We start from the raw sequence: 15,638 nt of genomic DNA on the forward strand, positions 1-15,638 counted from the left end.
GATGACCAGGACACCATCCCTCCGGTGGACCCTGTCCGCCCTTCTCGCCCTGGCACTCGCTGCCGGGCCGGCGGCGGCGCAAGGTTCCCCGGCCGCAGGGCCGCGCACCGTGAGCTGGTACGCCGACCACCCGCAGGCCCGCGCGCAAGTCCAGCTCGCCTGCTTCGACGATCCCGGCCGGCTTGGCCGCGACCCCGACTGCGTCAACGCCCAGCAGGCCAGCGTCGAGGTGGCGCTGCGCGAGGCGCGGTCGCGCACCGGAACCATGGATCCCAATGATCCGGCCTTCTGGTCAAGCGATCCGGAAACGCGAAAGAGCAAACTCATCATGTGCCGCAGGGACCCGAATCTCGCCAACTGCGATGCAGCGAAGCGGTCGCTGCTGATCGAAGCCGGTAGAAAATAGGGGGTAACGGGCCATGGGTGATGTTCAGTGGCAGATTTTCGCCTTCATCGTTTCCCAAGTAGAGTCCCCTCTAATACAGGCCGTTGCTGAAGTACTCAATGCCCTCCTCACCTTCGTGGCTACGCCGTTGCGGATTGCTCTGGTGCTGTACATCAGCCTGACTGGCCTGCTGGTTCTCCGCGGGGAAGCCGTAGAAACCGGCACTATTATGTTCAGCCGCTTGCTCAAGATGATTCTGGTGGTTTGGCTCATCACGGGAGCCGGGGTCTATCAGCAGTACGTCTATGATTTCTTCTTTACTATGCTACCGAAAGCGCTTGCGGATGCGATGACATCGTCAGGCGCCGTCAACGTCGTGAAAGCCGATACCTTCGATCAGGTCTGGCTGCGGGCTTGGCGGGCCGGGCTTGAGGTGTGGCGCACGCTGGGCTGGAGCGACATCGCCGAGAAGGCCGTCGTCGTGCTGTTCTGGGCTGCCGCCATCCTGTCCACCGGCTTCTGCTTCGCCATCTGGCTGATCTCGCGGGTGATCCTGGCGCTCTACATCGCGCTCGGGCCGCTGCTCGTCCCGCTGGTGTTGTTCGCCGCCACCCGCGCCATCTTCGAGCGCTGGATCGGGTCGCTGATCTCCTGCGTCATCCTGCAGGTCACCACCATCATCCTGCTCTATATCGTTTTGACGGTGGAACAGGAGGTTGTGGGTTCCATAGTGCGCATGGGTTCTGTCGACCCGATGGTGATGCTCCAGGTGCTGCTCGCCGGAATGATCTTCTTCGCCGTCGCCGCCTATGTCGCCTTCCAGCTGCCGGCTTTCGCCGCCTCGCTGTCCGGCGGCTTGGCCTTCCACACCGGCGCGCTCGCCCGCGCCGCCCAGGGGGCGGTCGGCACCACCGGCCACAGCCGGGTCGACGCCCAGGGCGACAGCCACCGGGTCGGCCGCTCCGGGGCGCTCGGCGCGCTGCACCTCGCCGGCTCGGCCGGCTGGCGGGCCGCGGGCGCCGGCCGGCCGGCCCACGCTCCGCCCCGCCCGCCGGCCGGCGGGTCCCTCTCCGACCGCGCCACGCCGCTCTGAGCCCCCCTTGTCCGCACCCGCACGCCCAAGCCACCGGCGCCGTGCCCAAGCCTTGAGGAGCCGCCGCATCATGATGAAACGCCTCGCCTGCGCCCTCCTTCTCGCTCTTAGCGCCTGTGCCGGCCAGACGGGAGCCCCCGAGCCCTCGGGCCCCTACCGCGCGCTCAATCCTGGTCGCTGGACGCCCGCTGCCGGCGACCTGCAGCCCGCCCTGCCGGGGGAGGCTGCCCGATGACCGCCCCACCTCCCGCCGACGCTTTCCTCGCCCGCCCGGTCGCCGCCGACCCCGCGCTGCTCGACGCCTATTTCGCCCAGGTCGCCAGCTACGAGGCCGACCGCCTGCGCAGCCACCGCCGCACGGCGCGGGCCGGCGTGGCGATCGGCGCCGCCGGCGCCCTGGTCGGGCTGGCCGGGGCACTCGCCGTCGCCGCCCTGACCCCGTTGAAAAGCGTGGTGCCGCTGGTCTTCCGCGTCGACAACACCACCGGGGCGGTGGAGCGCGTCTACGACCTGCAGGGCGGTCCGCTGCAGGCCACCGAGGCCGAGCAGCGCTATTTCCTCTGGCAGTATGTCCGGCTGCGCCAGGGCTACAGCGCCGCCGAAGCGCCCGCCAATTTCGAGGCCGTGGCCCTGCTGTCGGCGCCGCCGGTGCAGGCCGAGTATGCCGCCGAATTCCGCGGCTCCAACCCGGCAAGCCCGCAGGTGGTGCTCGGGCGCGACGGCACGGCGACGTTGCGCTGGGTTTCGACCAGCTTTCTCGGGCCCCGGTTGGCCCAGCTCCGCTTCGTCCAGCACGAGCGCAAGGGCGATGTCGCGCTGCCGGTCAAGCGCATGGTCGCCACCATCGGCTTCGACGTCGTGCCAGGTCCGCTCAGCGCCTCGGCGATCAACGTCAATCCGCTCGGCTTCGTCGTCACCAGCTACCGCGCCGACGTGGAGGCCACGCCATGATCCCCCTTCGCCCGACCACCGCGGCCGCCGGCCTGTTGCTCGGCGCGGTCCTCGCCGCCGGCGCCGCCCGCGCCGAACAGGCGCCCAAGCCCGGCGGCTTCGACCCAAGGGTCCAGCTCGTCGCCTACAACCCGCTCAACGTCGTGCGTATCGTCGGCTGTCCCACCAACTCGACGCAGATCACCTTCGGGCCGGCTGAGGAGATCACCCAGGTGGCGATCGGCGACGCCGAGGCTTGGCTGGCCCAGCCAGCCGCCAACATGCTGTTCCTCAAGCCCACCGAGCTGCGCGCCGCCACCAACGCCCAGGTCGTCACCCGGCGCCCCGACGGCAGCTTGCGCTCCTACCAGCTGCGCCTCGTCGCCGAGCAGGGCGGGGAGGGCACCGATAGCGCCATGTACGCCGTCCATTTCCGCTACCCGCAGGACGAGCGCGCCGAGCGTGCCGCCCACCGGGCCCAGGCGGCGGAGCGGGCGCGGGAGCGGGACGCGCAGGTTCGTCTCGCCGCCGCCTGGGCCGAGGGGCCGCGCAACTGGCGCTACGTCGCCCAGGGATCGGCAACCCTGGAGCCGGCCGAGGTCAGCGACAACGGCCGCCAGACCGCCTTCCGTTTCCCCGGCAGCCGGCGCGTCCCGGTGATCTACGCGGTGGCCCCGGACGGCGCCGAGGCGATCGTCCCCGCCACCATGACCGGCGACACTGCCATCGTCCAGACCACCGCCCGGGCCTTCCTGCTGCGCGACGGGCGGGAGGTCCTGCGCATCGTCAACCGCGGCTTCGACCCGGCCGGCCGCGATCCCGGCACCGGAACCGGCATGCCCAGCCTCACCCGCAGCGTCAGGAGCGCCGGGCCATGACCGACGATCCCACCTCCCCGCCGCCCGGCGGCGCGCTTGCCGGCGAGCGCCACGTCTCCGAAGTTGCCGGCCGCGCCCCCGCCGTTGGCCGCAAGGCCGGCATCGGCGCGCTCCTCGCCGGCACGGTGCTGGCCTGCGGCGCCATCCTGCTGACCGCGGAGAAGCCCAACCTGAAACCGCAGGACGGCCCGCCGCAGGTGGCACGCCCGGCCATCCGCTACGAACCTCCGCCGCCGCTGCCTGTGCAGCCGGCGGCGCTGGCGGTTCCGCAACTGCCCCCACCACCGCTGCCCCCAACGCTGCCCGAACCGCCACCGGCGCTCGCCCCGGCCCGGACGGCGCCCCAGCACCCGCCGCGCCTGCTCGTCTACACAGCCAGCGGAACCGGGGCCGGCCCCGCCGCTCCGGGAGGCCCAAACGGCACCGTGCCGCTGGTCGATGTTTCCGGCCTGCCCGGCAGCGGGCAGCCGGTCGCGGGCGCCCTGGCCACGCGCCTGCAGCCGACCCGGCTGAGCGGGGTGTCGGCTGGCGTGCTGAGGAACCAACCTTATCTGCTCACCACCGGCACCGTCATCCCATGCATCCTGCAGACCGCCATGGACTCCACCCTGCCTGGCTTCGTCACCTGCGTCGTGCCGCAGGACGTTCTCGGCAAGACCGGCCTGACCCTGCTCGACCGCGGCACCAAGGTGGTCGGCGAGTTCCGCGGCGGCGTCCGCCAGGGGGTGGAGCGGATGTTCGTCGTCTGGACCCGCGCCGAAACGCCGCAGGGCGTGGTGATCGCGCTCGACAGCCCGGCCACCGACCCGCTCGGGCGCTCGGGCCTCGACGGCGCGGTCGACCGCCATTTCTGGCAGCGTTTCGGCGGGGCGTTGCTGCTGTCCTTCGTCGACGGTGCCATCCAGGCCGGCGTGGCCGCGGCGTCGAAGGAGGGCACCACCACCATCAACACCGGCCGGACCCAGTCGGTGATCGCCGAGAGCCTGCGCGGCAGCATCGACTTGCCCCCCACACTGATCAAGAACCAGGGCGAGCTGGTCAGCGTCTTCGTCGCCCGCGACCTCGACTTCTCCAGCGTCTACCGCCTCCAGCCGGCCGAAGGCCCGCCATGACGCGCCCTGCCATACGCCTTGGCACGCGCCCCGGCGAGACCACCTTGCGCCTGCTGCTGGAGCCGCTCACCGCCCTGCTCGCCGACAAGGAGGTCACCGAGCTGGTGGTCAACCGGCCGGGCGAGGCCGGGGTGGAGCGGGCGGGCGTCTGGTCCTGGCACGCGCTGCCGGATCTCGGCTTCGAGCGGCTCGACGCCATCGCCACGCTGTGCGCCGCCCTGTCGCAGCAGGATGTCGGGCCGCAGCAGCCGCTGTGCGCCTCGGTGCTGCCGGACGGCGAGCGGGTGCAGATCGCCCGCCCGCCGGCGGTCGCCGCCGGCACGCTCAGCCTGACCATCCGCCGGCCGTCCCGCAGCACGCCCACCGTCGCCGCGCTGGCCGCCGGCGGCCTCTTCACCCGCACCCGGCCCTCCTCCCGCCAGCCCTCCCCCGCCGACGCCCGGCTGAGGGCGCTGCACCGGGCGCAGGACTGGCAGCGCTTTTTCCCGCTGGCGGTCCAAACGAAGAAGACGGTGGTGGTCACCGGCGACACCGGCTCGGGCAAGACCACCGTCGCCAAGGCGCTGATCGGCGCCATTCCGCCGGAGGAGCGGCTGGTCACCATCGAGGACACCGCCGAATTCATCGGCCTGCCCCAGCGCAACCGCGTGGCGCTCTTCTACAGCAAGGGCGGCCAGGGCGTGGCGCCGCTCGGGCCGGAGGCGCTGATCGAGGCGGCCTTGCGCATGCGCCCCGACCGCATCCTGATGCAGGAGCTGCGCGACGGCGCCGCCTTCACCTTCCTGCGGGCACTCGCCGCCGGCCATCCCGGCGGCATCACCACCTGCCATGCCGGCAGTGCCGCCGGGGCCTTCGACGCGCTGCGGCTGATGGTCAAGCAGAACGAGGCCGGCCGCCACATCGCCGACGCCGACCTGCACGCGCTGTTGCGCCGGCACATCGACGTCATCGCCCAGTGCCGGCGCGACGCCGACGGCTTCGCCATCGAGGAGGTCTTTTTCGACCCCGCGGCCGGCGCTCCTCCCGGGGACGCCCCCGCGGACGCTGTGTCCGTACGCGCCGCCGGCTGAGGAGGGCCTTGCGAAGGATGGACGGCTTCACCGACTGGCCGGCCGCCGCCAAGGCGCTGGCCGCCCTGGTGGCGGTGCTGGCGCTGGCGCTGCTGTGGTCGGCCGTGGCCTCGCTGGTTTTCCTCGCCGGCACCGGCCTGCTCACCGCCGACACGCTGCCCCTGGCGCAGTTCTGGCTCTATCTCCAGCATTACGGCCTGCACCACCCGGTGGCCGGTCCCTGGCTGCGGCTGGCGGCAGCGGTGGCCAGCGCGGTGCCGGTGCTGCTCCTGCTCGGCCGGCTGGCGCGCGGCGGCTGGCCGCGCCGCAGCCGGCCCCTGCACGGCGAGACGCGCTGGGCCGGGCGGCGGGCGCTGGTGCGGGCCGGCTTTTATGCGCGCGACGGCGGGCTCTATGTCGGGCGCGACCGTCAGGGCCGGGCCTTGCGCTTCGGCGGACCCGAGCATGTCGTCTGCTATGCGCCGACGCGATCGGGCAAAGGGGTGGGGCTGGTGATCCCCAACGCCCTGCTCTATGAGGCCTCGCTGGTCTGCCTCGACGTGAAGAAGGAGACCTGGGCGGCGACCGCCGGCATCCGGGCTGCGGCCGGGCAGCGGGTGGTGCTGTTCGATCCGCTCGCCCCGGACGGGCGCACCGCCCGCTACAACCCCTTCAGCTATGTCCGCCGCGCCAGCATCGACGCCTTCGAGGACATCCAGCGCATCGCCCAGATGGTCTTTCCCCATGCCGGCGGCGACCAGCAGTTCTGGACCGACGCCGCGCGCTCGGCCTTCACCGGGGCGGCCGGCTTCCTGGCGGAAACGCCGGAGCTTCCCTTGACCTTCGGCGAGGTGCTGCGGCTCTTGTCCAGCGTCGACGGCGCGCGCTCGATGATCGAGCGCATCGAGTCCCGGCGCCGGCGGGGCCGGCCCTACACCGAAGCGACGGTGAAGGCGCTGGAGGATTATCTGAAGGGCTCGCCCGACCTGGTGAACTCGATCCGCAAGACGATCACCGCCCGGCTGTCCTTGTGGTTCAACCCGCGCATCGACGCCGCCACCGCCGAGAGCGACTTCGACCTGCGGGCGCTGCGCTCCTCGCTGCACGCCGTCTACATCGGCGTCACGCCCGACAACATCGCCCGGCTGCGCCCCTTGCTGGCGCTGTTCTTCCAGCAGCTGATCGACCTCACCGTGCGCACGCTGCCCCAGCACGACCCGGCGGCGCGCCACCAAGTGCTGCTGCTCCTGGACGAGTTCCCGCTGCTGGGGCCGATGCCGATGCTGGCCGACGCCTTCGCCTATGTCGCCGGCTACGACATGCGCCTCATGCTGATCCTGCAGAGCAAGGCGCAGCTGCGTGACCGCGACCTCTACGGCCCCGACAAGGCGGCGGCGATCCTCGACAATTGCGGGCTGGAGGTGGTGTTCGGCACCAAGGATCTGAAACTCTGCGAGGAGCTGAGCGCCCGGCTCGGCTACGACACGGTGGAGGGCAGCTCGAAGAGCGGCCCGCGCTACTGGCGGCTGTTCCGCCGCGACCTGCTGACCCGGACGGAGACGGACCAGCGCCGGGCGCTGCTGCTGCCGCAGGAGATCGCCCGGCTGAAACCGCGCGACGCCATCCTGCTGCGCCCCGGGATGGAGCCGATCCGGGCCCGGCGCATCCGCCACTTCGAGGACCCCACCTTCACCCGGCTGTTGCGTCCGGCCCCGGAGGTGCCGGCGATCGACGTTCCGGTGCGCCTCGACCAGGGCAAGGGCTTCGAGCCGATCGCCGCCGAGGCCGCCGCCGAAGCCGGCGCTCCGCCGCCAGCGCGGCCGGTCCGGCGGCGGGCGGCGCGGCCAGCGGGAAAGCCTCGGACGACGAAGGCCGCCGACCAGGCCGGCAGCGACGACACCGCGGCGTCCGGCACGGACGGCCGTCCACTGCCCCCGGCCGGCCGGGCCGCGTCACGGCCCCCCTATGAGCCGGAGCCGCGGCCGCACCAGGCGGACGGGCTGATCGCGGCCATCCTCGGCACCGAGGTCGACCTCGGTGCCTACGGGGTGGAGGACGCCAAGGCGGTGGTGGCGGCCATTATCGACGCCGTGCCGACCGTCGAAAGCCGCGGCCGCGGCGCTGCCGGCGGACCGCCGGATGCCGCCGGCACGTCTCCAGCACAAAAGAGGTGAGCCGTGACAACTCCGCCCGCTGAAGCAGGCGGCTTCTGAGGCAAGCTACGCCGCAACCGGCACGCTTAGCGCCCCAAGGCCGTCTCCCGGCCCCAGTTGTGAGACTGCCCTCTGCAGGATGACCTTTGCCGCCGGAAAGCCCTATTGACCCCGTCCTCTAGCCCGGAGCGTCACCCGCAGGGCCGAGACAGGACCGGGCTTGGTGCCGGCGGACGGCAGCGGCGCCGTTGCCCCGGTGCTGGCTCGGGGAGGAGGCGCGGCAGCGGCGACGAGTAGCACCGGAGAACGGTAGCGAGCCGCCTGACGCTTTCCAAGCTCCGGGATCCTACGGTCTCCGATACATCACCGGGAGGAAAATCCCTCGCCGCACGCCATGCCCCCCCGCAAGGTGGACGCCTCCCGCGGCAGCATTGGTGCCTCGCTGCCGAGATCCAAGCCCTGCCCGTCGCCTGCACCTTCCAGCCGACGTCGAGGCGCTGCCGGCGGGTGGTGTTGGAGGGGGAATGCGGGTCATGGCTGGCTGGTCAGATCATCATCTGCCTGGCAGACGAAGCAGGGAGTCCGGTATCACCGACGGAAAGCGCGGCTTCCCAGATGCGGCCAAGCTCAAAGAGACTGTCGCATTGAAGTTTTTTCATGATTCGCGATCGATGGATTTCAACCGTCTTTGGGCTGATGTTCATATCGAAAGCGATGGTCTTGTTATTTTTTCCATCAGCGAGACCGCCCAGGACGTCAGCTTCTCGGGGTGTCAGTCGAGCCAGCCGCTTGACTGCATCCCGCCGTCTGGTCTCAACACCAATACCGCACGTTTGCAGCAGCAGTGCGACAGGGGAGGATGGTGTGCCTGCCTTGGCCGTCAAGGTGTCGAACCGCTTCGAAACGTAGGCGTCCATCGCATCCAGGGCATGCGCCAGCGCAGGCGATATGTCCTCGGATAGCGGAGGGTCTGACATCGATATGGACTTACGTTGAGGCATGATACGAGACTTTCCACGGTCGATTTTCATAGGCTTTTCCAGCCTCTGTTGGGGGGCGCTGACGCCGATTTCGAGAACGGAAGGCGCTCGGCTATCGCGTCACCATCGTCTCTTGGCTGCTCCACACAGCGGCTTCCCACGCGCGCCCGAGCGCGAAGAGGCCGGAACATTCCAGCCTCTCCATGATGCGGGCCCGGTGAAACTCCACCGTCTTGACGCTGATGCCGAGATCAGCTGCGATGGCCCTGGAGCTTTTGCCGGCGACCAGACGCACCAGCACGTCGACCTCGCGCGCCGTCAGGTGGGCGAGGCGCGCCACCATGGCCCGCCCGCGGGACTGAGAGGCTCCGACCTCCGCCTTCGGCACCGCGCCGACCAACGTGGCGGGTGGTGAGGCAGGCTCGATGTCTGACATCACCATCACCTCACCGCCAGGGACACCAAGGATCGGACAGCGGCGGCATAGGCGGTTTCCAGCGTTGGCTGGGGATCAGACTGCAGGCGGCAGCGGGTGCTGTCGGCACAGTGGGCCACGAACGCATAAGCAGTGCCGCGGTCGATGTGGCGCCAGATGTCCGCCTGGATCGCGGTGATCGGCGAAGCCGGGCGGCCGGGCTGGTCACCGACCACGCGACCACGCGCCGCCTGCACCAACTGGATGATGGCGGTTTCGATCGTCAGCTCGCCCAAGCCAGCGGCGATGCTGTCGCCGCACCGCTGCTCGAGCATTGTCGCCCGCGCCTCGCACCGCTCGGCGTCCTCCAACAGCATGGACACGGTAGCGGCAGAAGCGTGGCTGGCCATCGCCAGTGCGTCGGCGCGATCATCGGCTGCCCGCTGGCGAAGCTGGTCGACGGACAAATGATCGATATACGGCAATTGGGCGTCGGGCATGCGCTTGCCCTTGCACCTGCCAACTACGGCAGTATGCTCATGGTTGATCATCGTTGCTTCCTACGGCTACGGGTGATCGTCCGGGTTGGGTAACCGACTTGGGGGAGGGCGTCCGCTTGTGTCACCAAGTGGACGCCCACCAGCCGCGATCAGGCGGCCTTCTTGAAGATCGGATCTTCAGGATCCTCACCCGGCTCCTGCGACCGGCGAACACAGGTTGCGGCGCTCCGGAAACCGCCCACGTCCGACAGATAGTCAACCGGCAGTTCGATGCCGTGGTGCGCGAAGGCGGCGCGCGTGTTTTCCCAGGCGGCTCCGAAGGCGGGCGTCCCGTAGGCGTTGGCGTCATGGATCATCTCGACGCCGTGAATCGCGACGCCGAGCCGCCGCCACGCCAGCCGATCCGCCAACACGCAGTGTAGCGCTTCGTCCGCGCCTTCGGTCATGGCGTGCGCCCTACCAGTGTTTTCGGCGTCGTGCAGGATGATAAGAAGATCGGCGAAACACGCCTCGACATGATCGGCGGTGTGTCCGCTGTCGATCATGGCCTTCTTAAAAGGAGAAAGGTCGAAATCCATAACCTTGGAACCCATTGATGCTCTCCTTAATGATTGCGCCCAGACGGGGCGCGCGTAATCGCCGCGATACCTGCAACCAAACTGGCAATTCCTGGAGAATCCAGGGCAGCGAACCTGTTTTTCCTGATTTTTTTCTTTGCGTTGTCTATGTGACGATACGATGCTTGCGTTGAGACGCCGCGCTGCCCAGACAATTGTGCTGGTGATAGCCCGGCTCCCAATCCCGCCATTACCTCAGCTTCAGATGCGGACACTCCAAACGCCTGTGTTAGGGCAGAGTTAACCTCGCTCAGATCTTCTCCGAAGCGCAGTGCTGATATTATTACGGTACCCGCAAAAGCCCCTGCACTAACCGCCAAAACGAGAGGCTCATTACAAGCACGGCGTATTGCAACATACGTGGATATTGATTTTCTTTCGGAGACGTTCTTTAGAGCCATTTTTAGAACCGTCTCGTCGAATGGATCTCTGGAGGCTATGCTGTTTCCTGTCTTGTTGGTCAATCCATCTGAAGCGGACAGCATTTCCATAAAGCTGGCATTTGCATGAAGAATGCAGCCCGCGCCATCCACCAGAGCAACGGCCAACCCCAATCCATCCAGCATGGCTTCCAGGGATCGTATTTCCTTCCGCAGCTGTATGGCGCGCGTTACGCCCGAGCAGCCAGCAGCGCCGTCAAAATAGCGGCCCATGCCAGCAGCATTCATATTAAGGCGCGTCTGGATACTTATTCCGTTTTCCAGCAGCACATGAGAAACTAACATGCGCCCCCAGCTATACGTATTAACAAAGTCTAAGTTCGGGCTGTTCCGTCTTGCGCCAATTGCTCCAGCCAACCACTTTTCTGGATTTTCCTTTGCCACAGGATTTCCTGTTAGCCCTTTATTCAGAGCGCTCCAAAAGAAGGTTGTATATGTATCATCTTTTCCATACGGGCAACATGGCATCATGCGCCTCTGCTCTTCATTAGCCAGCAAGATGCGGTCATCGGCATCAAAAACCAGAACCGCCCCGCCTGCCTCATCCGTCGAGCGAGCCATTTCGGCAATTGGCATCGGAATCCCGTCAAGCGAATGAAGCAGCGCCACTATCGATCACCCTTCGAATAACTTTTGCCACAGTAGCATAGAGCCAGTCGGTGTCATGCAAAATTTTGCAATCTCAAAAGATAATCCCGAACAGTAAAGTGCATACCATCATATTCATTGCCATCATTCTTCGCGTTGTTGATATAGCCGACAAGAAAAAATTTGTGATTCACAATATAATGTTCCAGATGATATAGAATAATTCTTATTTTATGAGAAATTACCCTCCAGATTACACCTTTACCAAAAAGTTTTCATTTTGTGATCATTCAGGTCACCGACTGGCGGCCGAGTGTGGCCTACTCATCTAGAAACATCCGGGCGCAACCGAGCACGTGATTTCTCGAAAATTTCACCTTTTTAACGGGTGTCAAAACCTGCACCGATAAGCCCGGTTGTCGATCCTGTTCAGCGCTGATAGAGATTGTGCATCCCCAAGGCACTGCCGGCTCGGAGCAAAATGCTTCCCTCCCCCATCCAAGCTGCCCTGTGGGCGCTCGCTTCCGCCATCACCTTCTCCGCCAGTTCCGCGGCGGCAAAACTCCTCGGCACCAAGCTGCCGACTGCCGAGCTGGCGTTCTTCCGGGCCGCCGCCGGCGCCGTGGTGCTGGTCGTGATCTGGCGGCTCGTCGTTGATCTCGGCAAGGCGAAGGATCCGGTCGGCTACGGGCTCCGGTGCGGCCTGGGTGTGCTGGCCCTCTACGCCTTCATGTACGCCCTCGGTGCGGCACCGCTGGCCCTGGTGTTCCTGATCTTCTTCAGCCGCGCGCTGATGCTCCCGGTCGCCGCCCGGCTGATGCTGGGCGAGCGGTCCAGCCCGGTCGTGTGGGTCGCTGTGGTGGTTGGGTTCGCCGGCGCGGCCTTGCCGCTGATACCGGCCCTTCAGGAACCTCAGCAAGCGTTGGGCGTGCTGGCGGCCCTGGTGGCGGCAGTCGCCACCGCGGGCTCTCAGACAGCCGTCCGCCGGCTGACGGAGGCCGGGAACGCCCCCGGCATGGTCGTGCTGATCTACTCGGCCGCGTCGGTGCTGGGCACCCTGCCGGCCGCTCTGCCGGGCTGGGTGACGCCACCGACGGCGGACTGGCCGGTGCTGGCAGCCCTGGGCCTGTTCGGCGTCGCGGCGCAATACACCGCGGCGAAGGCGTTCAGCCGCGCCACCGTCGGCTTCCTGGCACCGCTGGACTTCCTGGCGGTGCCGGCCGCTGCCGGCCTAGGCTGGCTGCTGTTCGGCGAGGTGCCGAGCATGCTGACCGGGATTGGCGCGGTTATTGTCCTGGGTGCCGCCGGTGTCGTGGTGATGGGATCGGCACAGACCCGCCAGTTCCGCCGGCCGGTTGAGCAACTCGCGAAAGTGTGACACGGCGGTTATCCGCAGCGCCCTGGTGAGCGGCGCTTCGCCGCGCCCCTCGTCGATCTGGGATACCAGATCGGCCATGGTGAGCCTGCGGTGCTGAGCCACATCCTCCAGGGCTTCCCAGAATCCCCGTTCCATTCGCAGGCTGGTGCGTCTGCCATTGATGATCATGACCCGGCGTATCATCGGATTTCCCCTCAAAGTCTCTACATGCGTTGGTAGTCACTCCTTTGGGATGCATCTGTGAAATAATTCACTCGCACCGATGGTGTTGATGCGGCTGTGCGCCGCGCACGCGTAATTTCCGGGCGGCTATGATGCAGGGCGCCGTTCCATCAAGCGCTTCCGGCAGCGCCAGCCGGTGGTCACGCCGACACTGACCTTCACCGGGCGAGGCCTACCAGCCAGCTCGAACTCACCGTTCAGCGGATCAGGCGCACGCGCGGCTGGTCGCAGGAGGAGCTTGCCTTCCTGACGGGGCTGGACCGCACCTGCATCAGCGGCATCGAGCGCGGCAAGCGCGACCGGACCATCACCGTCCTGAAGGAGCTGGCCGACGCACCCGCGGTGCCGCCGGAAGCGCTGTTGGACACGGACACTCCGCTGCCCGGCAGGCAACGGACCGATCCCGCTTCCGACGATGCCGAAGCTTTTCTGAGGGGAGATGGCCGCGGACTGCGGCGGCCCGGCGGCGCGGGGCGCCGCCGGGAAAATTTCTCAGGCCTTCTGCGGGTCTGACGCGCTTGCCATGCCGGTGGCGAGCCCCCGCCGGATGGGGCGGGGGCTCGCCGGTGCACATCATTGCTGGGTGGGGGCCGGCCGATAGGCGACGTCGTCGGGCTCCAGCAGGCGGCGCTCGGCGAGGCACCAGACGCGCAGTCCCTGGCGCAGGCCGGCGGCGGCGAGGTGGCGCGAACCGGCGTCCTCGCGGTCGGCGACCAGAACCATCCGCCCCTCGCCGGTCAGGGCGGCACGCACCATGGCGCCGTTGCGCTCGAAACCGGCCGCCTTGCCGCCCTCCTGCCAGCGCGGGGCGTGGACGACGCAGGGCACGCCGTGCTCCAGCGCCCACTGTGCCGCCAGCGTCTGCACGCCGCGGCGGTTGCCGGTGCGCAGCACCAGCGTGTCGGGGTGCTGCGCCAGCGCGCGGTCGAGCGCGGCGGTCAGGGCCGCCTCGTCGTCGGTCTCGCCGCCCATCACCGGCAGCTGGTAGCCCCCGGCCACCCGGCGCTCGTCGGCGGCACGGCGGGCGGCGCGGGCCTCCTGCCAGTCGCAGGCGACGACGCGGGCGGCGGTGACCTGCGGCACTGCCTGGTTGAAGGAGGAGCGGTGGGCGTAGACGTCGCCGGTGACGCGGGCATAGGCGGTGGCGGCGCCGATGGCGGCGGCGCGGGCGAGGTCGCGCATCGCCTCGGCCTGGGCGAGCTGATGCTGCAGGCGCTCCAGGCGCAGGCTGCCGATCTCGGAGGCGGGCTGCAGCCCCTCCTCGTCGAGCTGCTGGCGCAAGGACAGGGCGAGGCGGTCGATGCGCTGGTCGGCCAGGGCATCATGCTGAAGCGGTGGTCGACCGGGCCACGCAAAGGCGAACGGAAGCTCCCGAGCGCTGTGCAGTCGCTGCCCGGCCCGGTCTCGGCCTGGTGGAACTTACCAGCCTCGACCGGCACTGGCCGGTGGCCCGCTTCACCGCAGTCGGTTACGCCGCCCTCCGGCACTTGGTGCCCGACCGCCGGGCACTCAACGCCAGGGAGCACGCGCAGATGATCGAGGAACTCGCAGCACTGGACCACGCGGCGAAGCCGGACGCCACCTGAGCAGCATCGCTTGTCGGCGTCGGACACCATCCCCAGAAGGCGTTGAACACCCACGACCGGCGGGGGGGTGATCAACGCCCGCGCCCCTCGTCCAGCCAGTCCTCGCGAGCGCAAGGCCGGTCACGCGGCTGACGTCGCCGAGAGTGCCGGTGACGGTGCCCCCCCGAGTCCTGGCTCCAAGGCCGTGGATGCCCACACCCGGCGCATTCGGAGAGGACGCGGGGCCATTGGAAGGTCCATCTGGACACGGCCCCGGCGGCACGACAGCTCATTCACTCGGCCGCCGCCTCCAGCGTCGGCCGGGGCCACTCTTCGCGGGCGCAAACCATGAGCGACGACGATGTCTGGCGGCTTCCGCCAACCCAGCACGGCCGCGACATCCGGCTCGGGCGGGATCGCGCCCCGCCGTCCCTGCCCTCCGGCGCCAAGGCCCGGCCTGGAGGGGGCGCGGCCAAAACGCCGGAAGCGGTGGTGAAGCTGACCGGCCGCGCCCGCGGCGTTGCCGGCCATCTGCTCGCCCAGTTCGACTACATCACCCGCAACGGCAGCCTGCCCGCCGAAACCCATGACGGCGAGTGCATCACCGAACGCGCGCGGCTGCTCGCCCTCCACGACGACTGGCTGCTGGCCAACGCCGTGGAGGGCCGGGGCCGGGATGCGGCGAACGCCGCGCAGAGCGTCGCTGTCACGCTGTCGATGCCGCCCGGCACCCCGCCCGACCGGGTGGAGGCTGCGGCGCGGCGGTGGGCACAGGACAGCTTCGCCGGCAGCCACGACTGGGTCATGGTCCGCCACGACGACACCGGACACCCGCACGTCCACATCGCGGTCCGCGCGGTCGGCGCCGACGGCCGGCGGCTGGCGCCTGGTCCCGCCGACCTCCAGCGCTGGCGCGAGCGGTTCGCGCTTGAACTGCGGCGCCTCGGCGTGGAAGCCGAGGCCACACCCTGCGTCGCCCGCGGCCGGCTGCGCCACGCCGATCCCCCGACCGCCCACAAGGCGCGCCAGAACGGCGCACAACCAAACGCAACCGATACCGGCGCCAACGCACAGCCACCACCGCTGGCCGAAGAGAGCCGTGATCGTGGAGGGCGGCGGGGGCTCGCCACCGTCCCGCGAAGCACGCAAGACGGTGAGCGTGGATCTGTGCCCCGCTTTCCCACCCCGTCTGGTGACACGCACAGGCTGGGTAGCCCCGAGCCCACCCGGTCCCGTCCACGGGGCCGGGGCTGACCCCGGGGTTGGCGCCGCAAGCCTGATCCGCCGTTTCGACGTCATCCACCTGCGGCTCCACCGTCGTCGACCAGATGCT

Annotated in this window: 17 protein-coding genes and 1 pseudogene; 11 read left to right on the plus strand and 7 right to left on the minus strand. The window is 68.7% G+C overall.

Annotated features, from left to right (window positions below):
- Position 1 precedes the first annotated feature (1 nt).
- The 7 genes from ACCD06_RS28255 to ACCD06_RS28285 all read left to right on the plus strand — a co-directional run bounded on the left by ACCD06_RS28255 (position 2) and on the right by ACCD06_RS28285 (position 7,621).
- Positions 2 to 406, plus strand: coding sequence for an EexN family lipoprotein (locus ACCD06_RS28255; RefSeq protein ID WP_413345187.1), 405 nt, complete (start codon positions 2 to 4; stop codon positions 404 to 406).
- 13 nt (positions 407 to 419) lie between these two features.
- The gene (locus tag ACCD06_RS28260) at positions 420 to 1,478 is read left to right on the plus strand and encodes a type IV secretion system protein (protein WP_413345189.1); all 1,059 of its coding nucleotides are present in this window, start codon (positions 420 to 422) and stop codon (positions 1,476 to 1,478) included.
- 231 nt (positions 1,479 to 1,709) lie between these two features.
- The gene (locus tag ACCD06_RS28265) at positions 1,710 to 2,429 is read left to right on the plus strand and encodes a virB8 family protein (protein WP_413345190.1); all 720 of its coding nucleotides are present in this window, start codon (positions 1,710 to 1,712) and stop codon (positions 2,427 to 2,429) included.
- Entirely contained in the window at positions 2,426 to 3,286 is an 861-nt protein-coding gene (locus ACCD06_RS28270) for a TrbG/VirB9 family P-type conjugative transfer protein (RefSeq protein WP_413345192.1), read from the plus strand. Before ACCD06_RS28265 ends, ACCD06_RS28270 begins: the two co-directional genes overlap by 4 nt.
- Complete coding sequence (virB10, locus tag ACCD06_RS28275; RefSeq protein ID WP_413345194.1) at positions 3,283 to 4,398, plus strand: type IV secretion system protein VirB10; 1,116 nt, start codon at positions 3,283 to 3,285, stop codon at positions 4,396 to 4,398. Before ACCD06_RS28270 ends, virB10 begins: the two co-directional genes overlap by 4 nt.
- Positions 4,395 to 5,468, plus strand: a complete 1,074-nt coding sequence (virB11, locus tag ACCD06_RS28280; RefSeq protein ID WP_413345196.1) for a P-type DNA transfer ATPase VirB11 — start codon at positions 4,395 to 4,397, stop codon at positions 5,466 to 5,468. The genes virB10 and virB11 overlap by 4 nt, the downstream gene beginning before the upstream one ends.
- A 17-nt stretch (positions 5,469 to 5,485) precedes the next feature.
- Positions 5,486 to 7,621 (plus strand): type IV secretory system conjugative DNA transfer family protein, encoded by a 2,136-nt coding sequence (locus ACCD06_RS28285; RefSeq protein ID WP_413345198.1) that lies wholly within the window; start codon positions 5,486 to 5,488, stop codon positions 7,619 to 7,621.
- A gap of 524 nt (positions 7,622 to 8,145) precedes the next feature.
- On the opposite strand, the gene ACCD06_RS28290 is transcribed toward ACCD06_RS28285, so the two are convergent.
- The 5 genes from ACCD06_RS28290 to ACCD06_RS28310 form a co-directional block, all read right to left on the minus strand.
- Entirely contained in the window at positions 8,146 to 8,631 is a 486-nt protein-coding gene (locus ACCD06_RS28290) for a response regulator transcription factor (RefSeq protein ID WP_413345200.1), read from the minus strand.
- Positions 8,632 to 8,692: 61 nt separating this feature from the next.
- A complete protein-coding gene (locus ACCD06_RS28295; RefSeq protein ID WP_413345202.1) occupies positions 8,693 to 9,016 on the minus strand; it encodes a LuxR C-terminal-related transcriptional regulator in 324 nt (107 codons plus the stop codon).
- 5 nt (positions 9,017 to 9,021) lie between these two features.
- Positions 9,022 to 9,546, minus strand: coding sequence for a hypothetical protein (locus ACCD06_RS28300; RefSeq protein WP_413345204.1), 525 nt, complete (start codon positions 9,544 to 9,546; stop codon positions 9,022 to 9,024).
- A gap of 98 nt (positions 9,547 to 9,644) precedes the next feature.
- A complete protein-coding gene (locus ACCD06_RS28305) occupies positions 9,645 to 10,088 on the minus strand; it encodes a hypothetical protein (protein WP_413345206.1) in 444 nt (147 codons plus the stop codon).
- A gap of 11 nt (positions 10,089 to 10,099) precedes the next feature.
- Positions 10,100 to 11,161, minus strand: a complete 1,062-nt coding sequence (locus ACCD06_RS28310; protein ID WP_413345208.1) for a PAS domain-containing protein — start codon at positions 11,159 to 11,161, stop codon at positions 10,100 to 10,102.
- A gap of 460 nt (positions 11,162 to 11,621) precedes the next feature.
- Here ACCD06_RS28310 and ACCD06_RS28315 point away from each other — a divergent pair, with 460 nt between their 5' ends.
- Entirely contained in the window at positions 11,622 to 12,518 is an 897-nt protein-coding gene (locus tag ACCD06_RS28315) for a DMT family transporter (RefSeq protein ID WP_413345210.1), read from the plus strand.
- A 54-nt stretch (positions 12,519 to 12,572) separates the two neighbouring features.
- On the opposite strand, the pseudogene ACCD06_RS28320 reads toward ACCD06_RS28315, so the two are convergent.
- Positions 12,573 to 12,701: pseudogene (locus ACCD06_RS28320) on the minus strand (ribbon-helix-helix domain-containing protein); the annotation flags it as partial.
- Between the two features lie 294 nt (positions 12,702 to 12,995).
- Between ACCD06_RS28320 and ACCD06_RS28325 the strand changes: the two are divergent.
- Positions 12,996 to 13,253 carry a hypothetical protein gene (locus ACCD06_RS28325; RefSeq protein WP_413345323.1) on the plus strand — a complete coding sequence of 86 codons (258 nt, stop codon included), beginning with the start codon at positions 12,996 to 12,998 and terminating at the stop codon, positions 13,251 to 13,253.
- 60 nt (positions 13,254 to 13,313) lie between these two features.
- Here ACCD06_RS28325 and ACCD06_RS28330 read toward each other — a convergent pair whose 3' ends face one another.
- Entirely contained in the window at positions 13,314 to 14,021 is a 708-nt protein-coding gene (locus ACCD06_RS28330) for a DUF2493 domain-containing protein (protein ID WP_413345212.1), read from the minus strand.
- Positions 14,022 to 14,152: 131 nt separating this feature from the next.
- Here ACCD06_RS28330 and ACCD06_RS28335 point away from each other — a divergent pair, with 131 nt between their 5' ends.
- Both ACCD06_RS28335 and ACCD06_RS28340 read left to right on the plus strand, forming a co-directional pair.
- On the plus strand, positions 14,153 to 14,326 hold the full coding sequence (locus ACCD06_RS28335) for a hypothetical protein (protein ID WP_413345214.1): 174 nt from the start codon (positions 14,153 to 14,155) through the stop codon (positions 14,324 to 14,326).
- 327 nt (positions 14,327 to 14,653) lie between these two features.
- On the plus strand, positions 14,654 to 15,559 hold the full coding sequence (locus tag ACCD06_RS28340) for a relaxase/mobilization nuclease domain-containing protein (RefSeq protein WP_413345216.1): 906 nt from the start codon (positions 14,654 to 14,656) through the stop codon (positions 15,557 to 15,559).
- Positions 15,560 to 15,638 lie beyond the last annotated feature (79 nt).

Source organism: Azospirillum sp. CT11-132 (assembly GCF_047302835.1).
Lineage (GTDB): Bacteria > Pseudomonadota > Alphaproteobacteria > Azospirillales > Azospirillaceae > Azospirillum.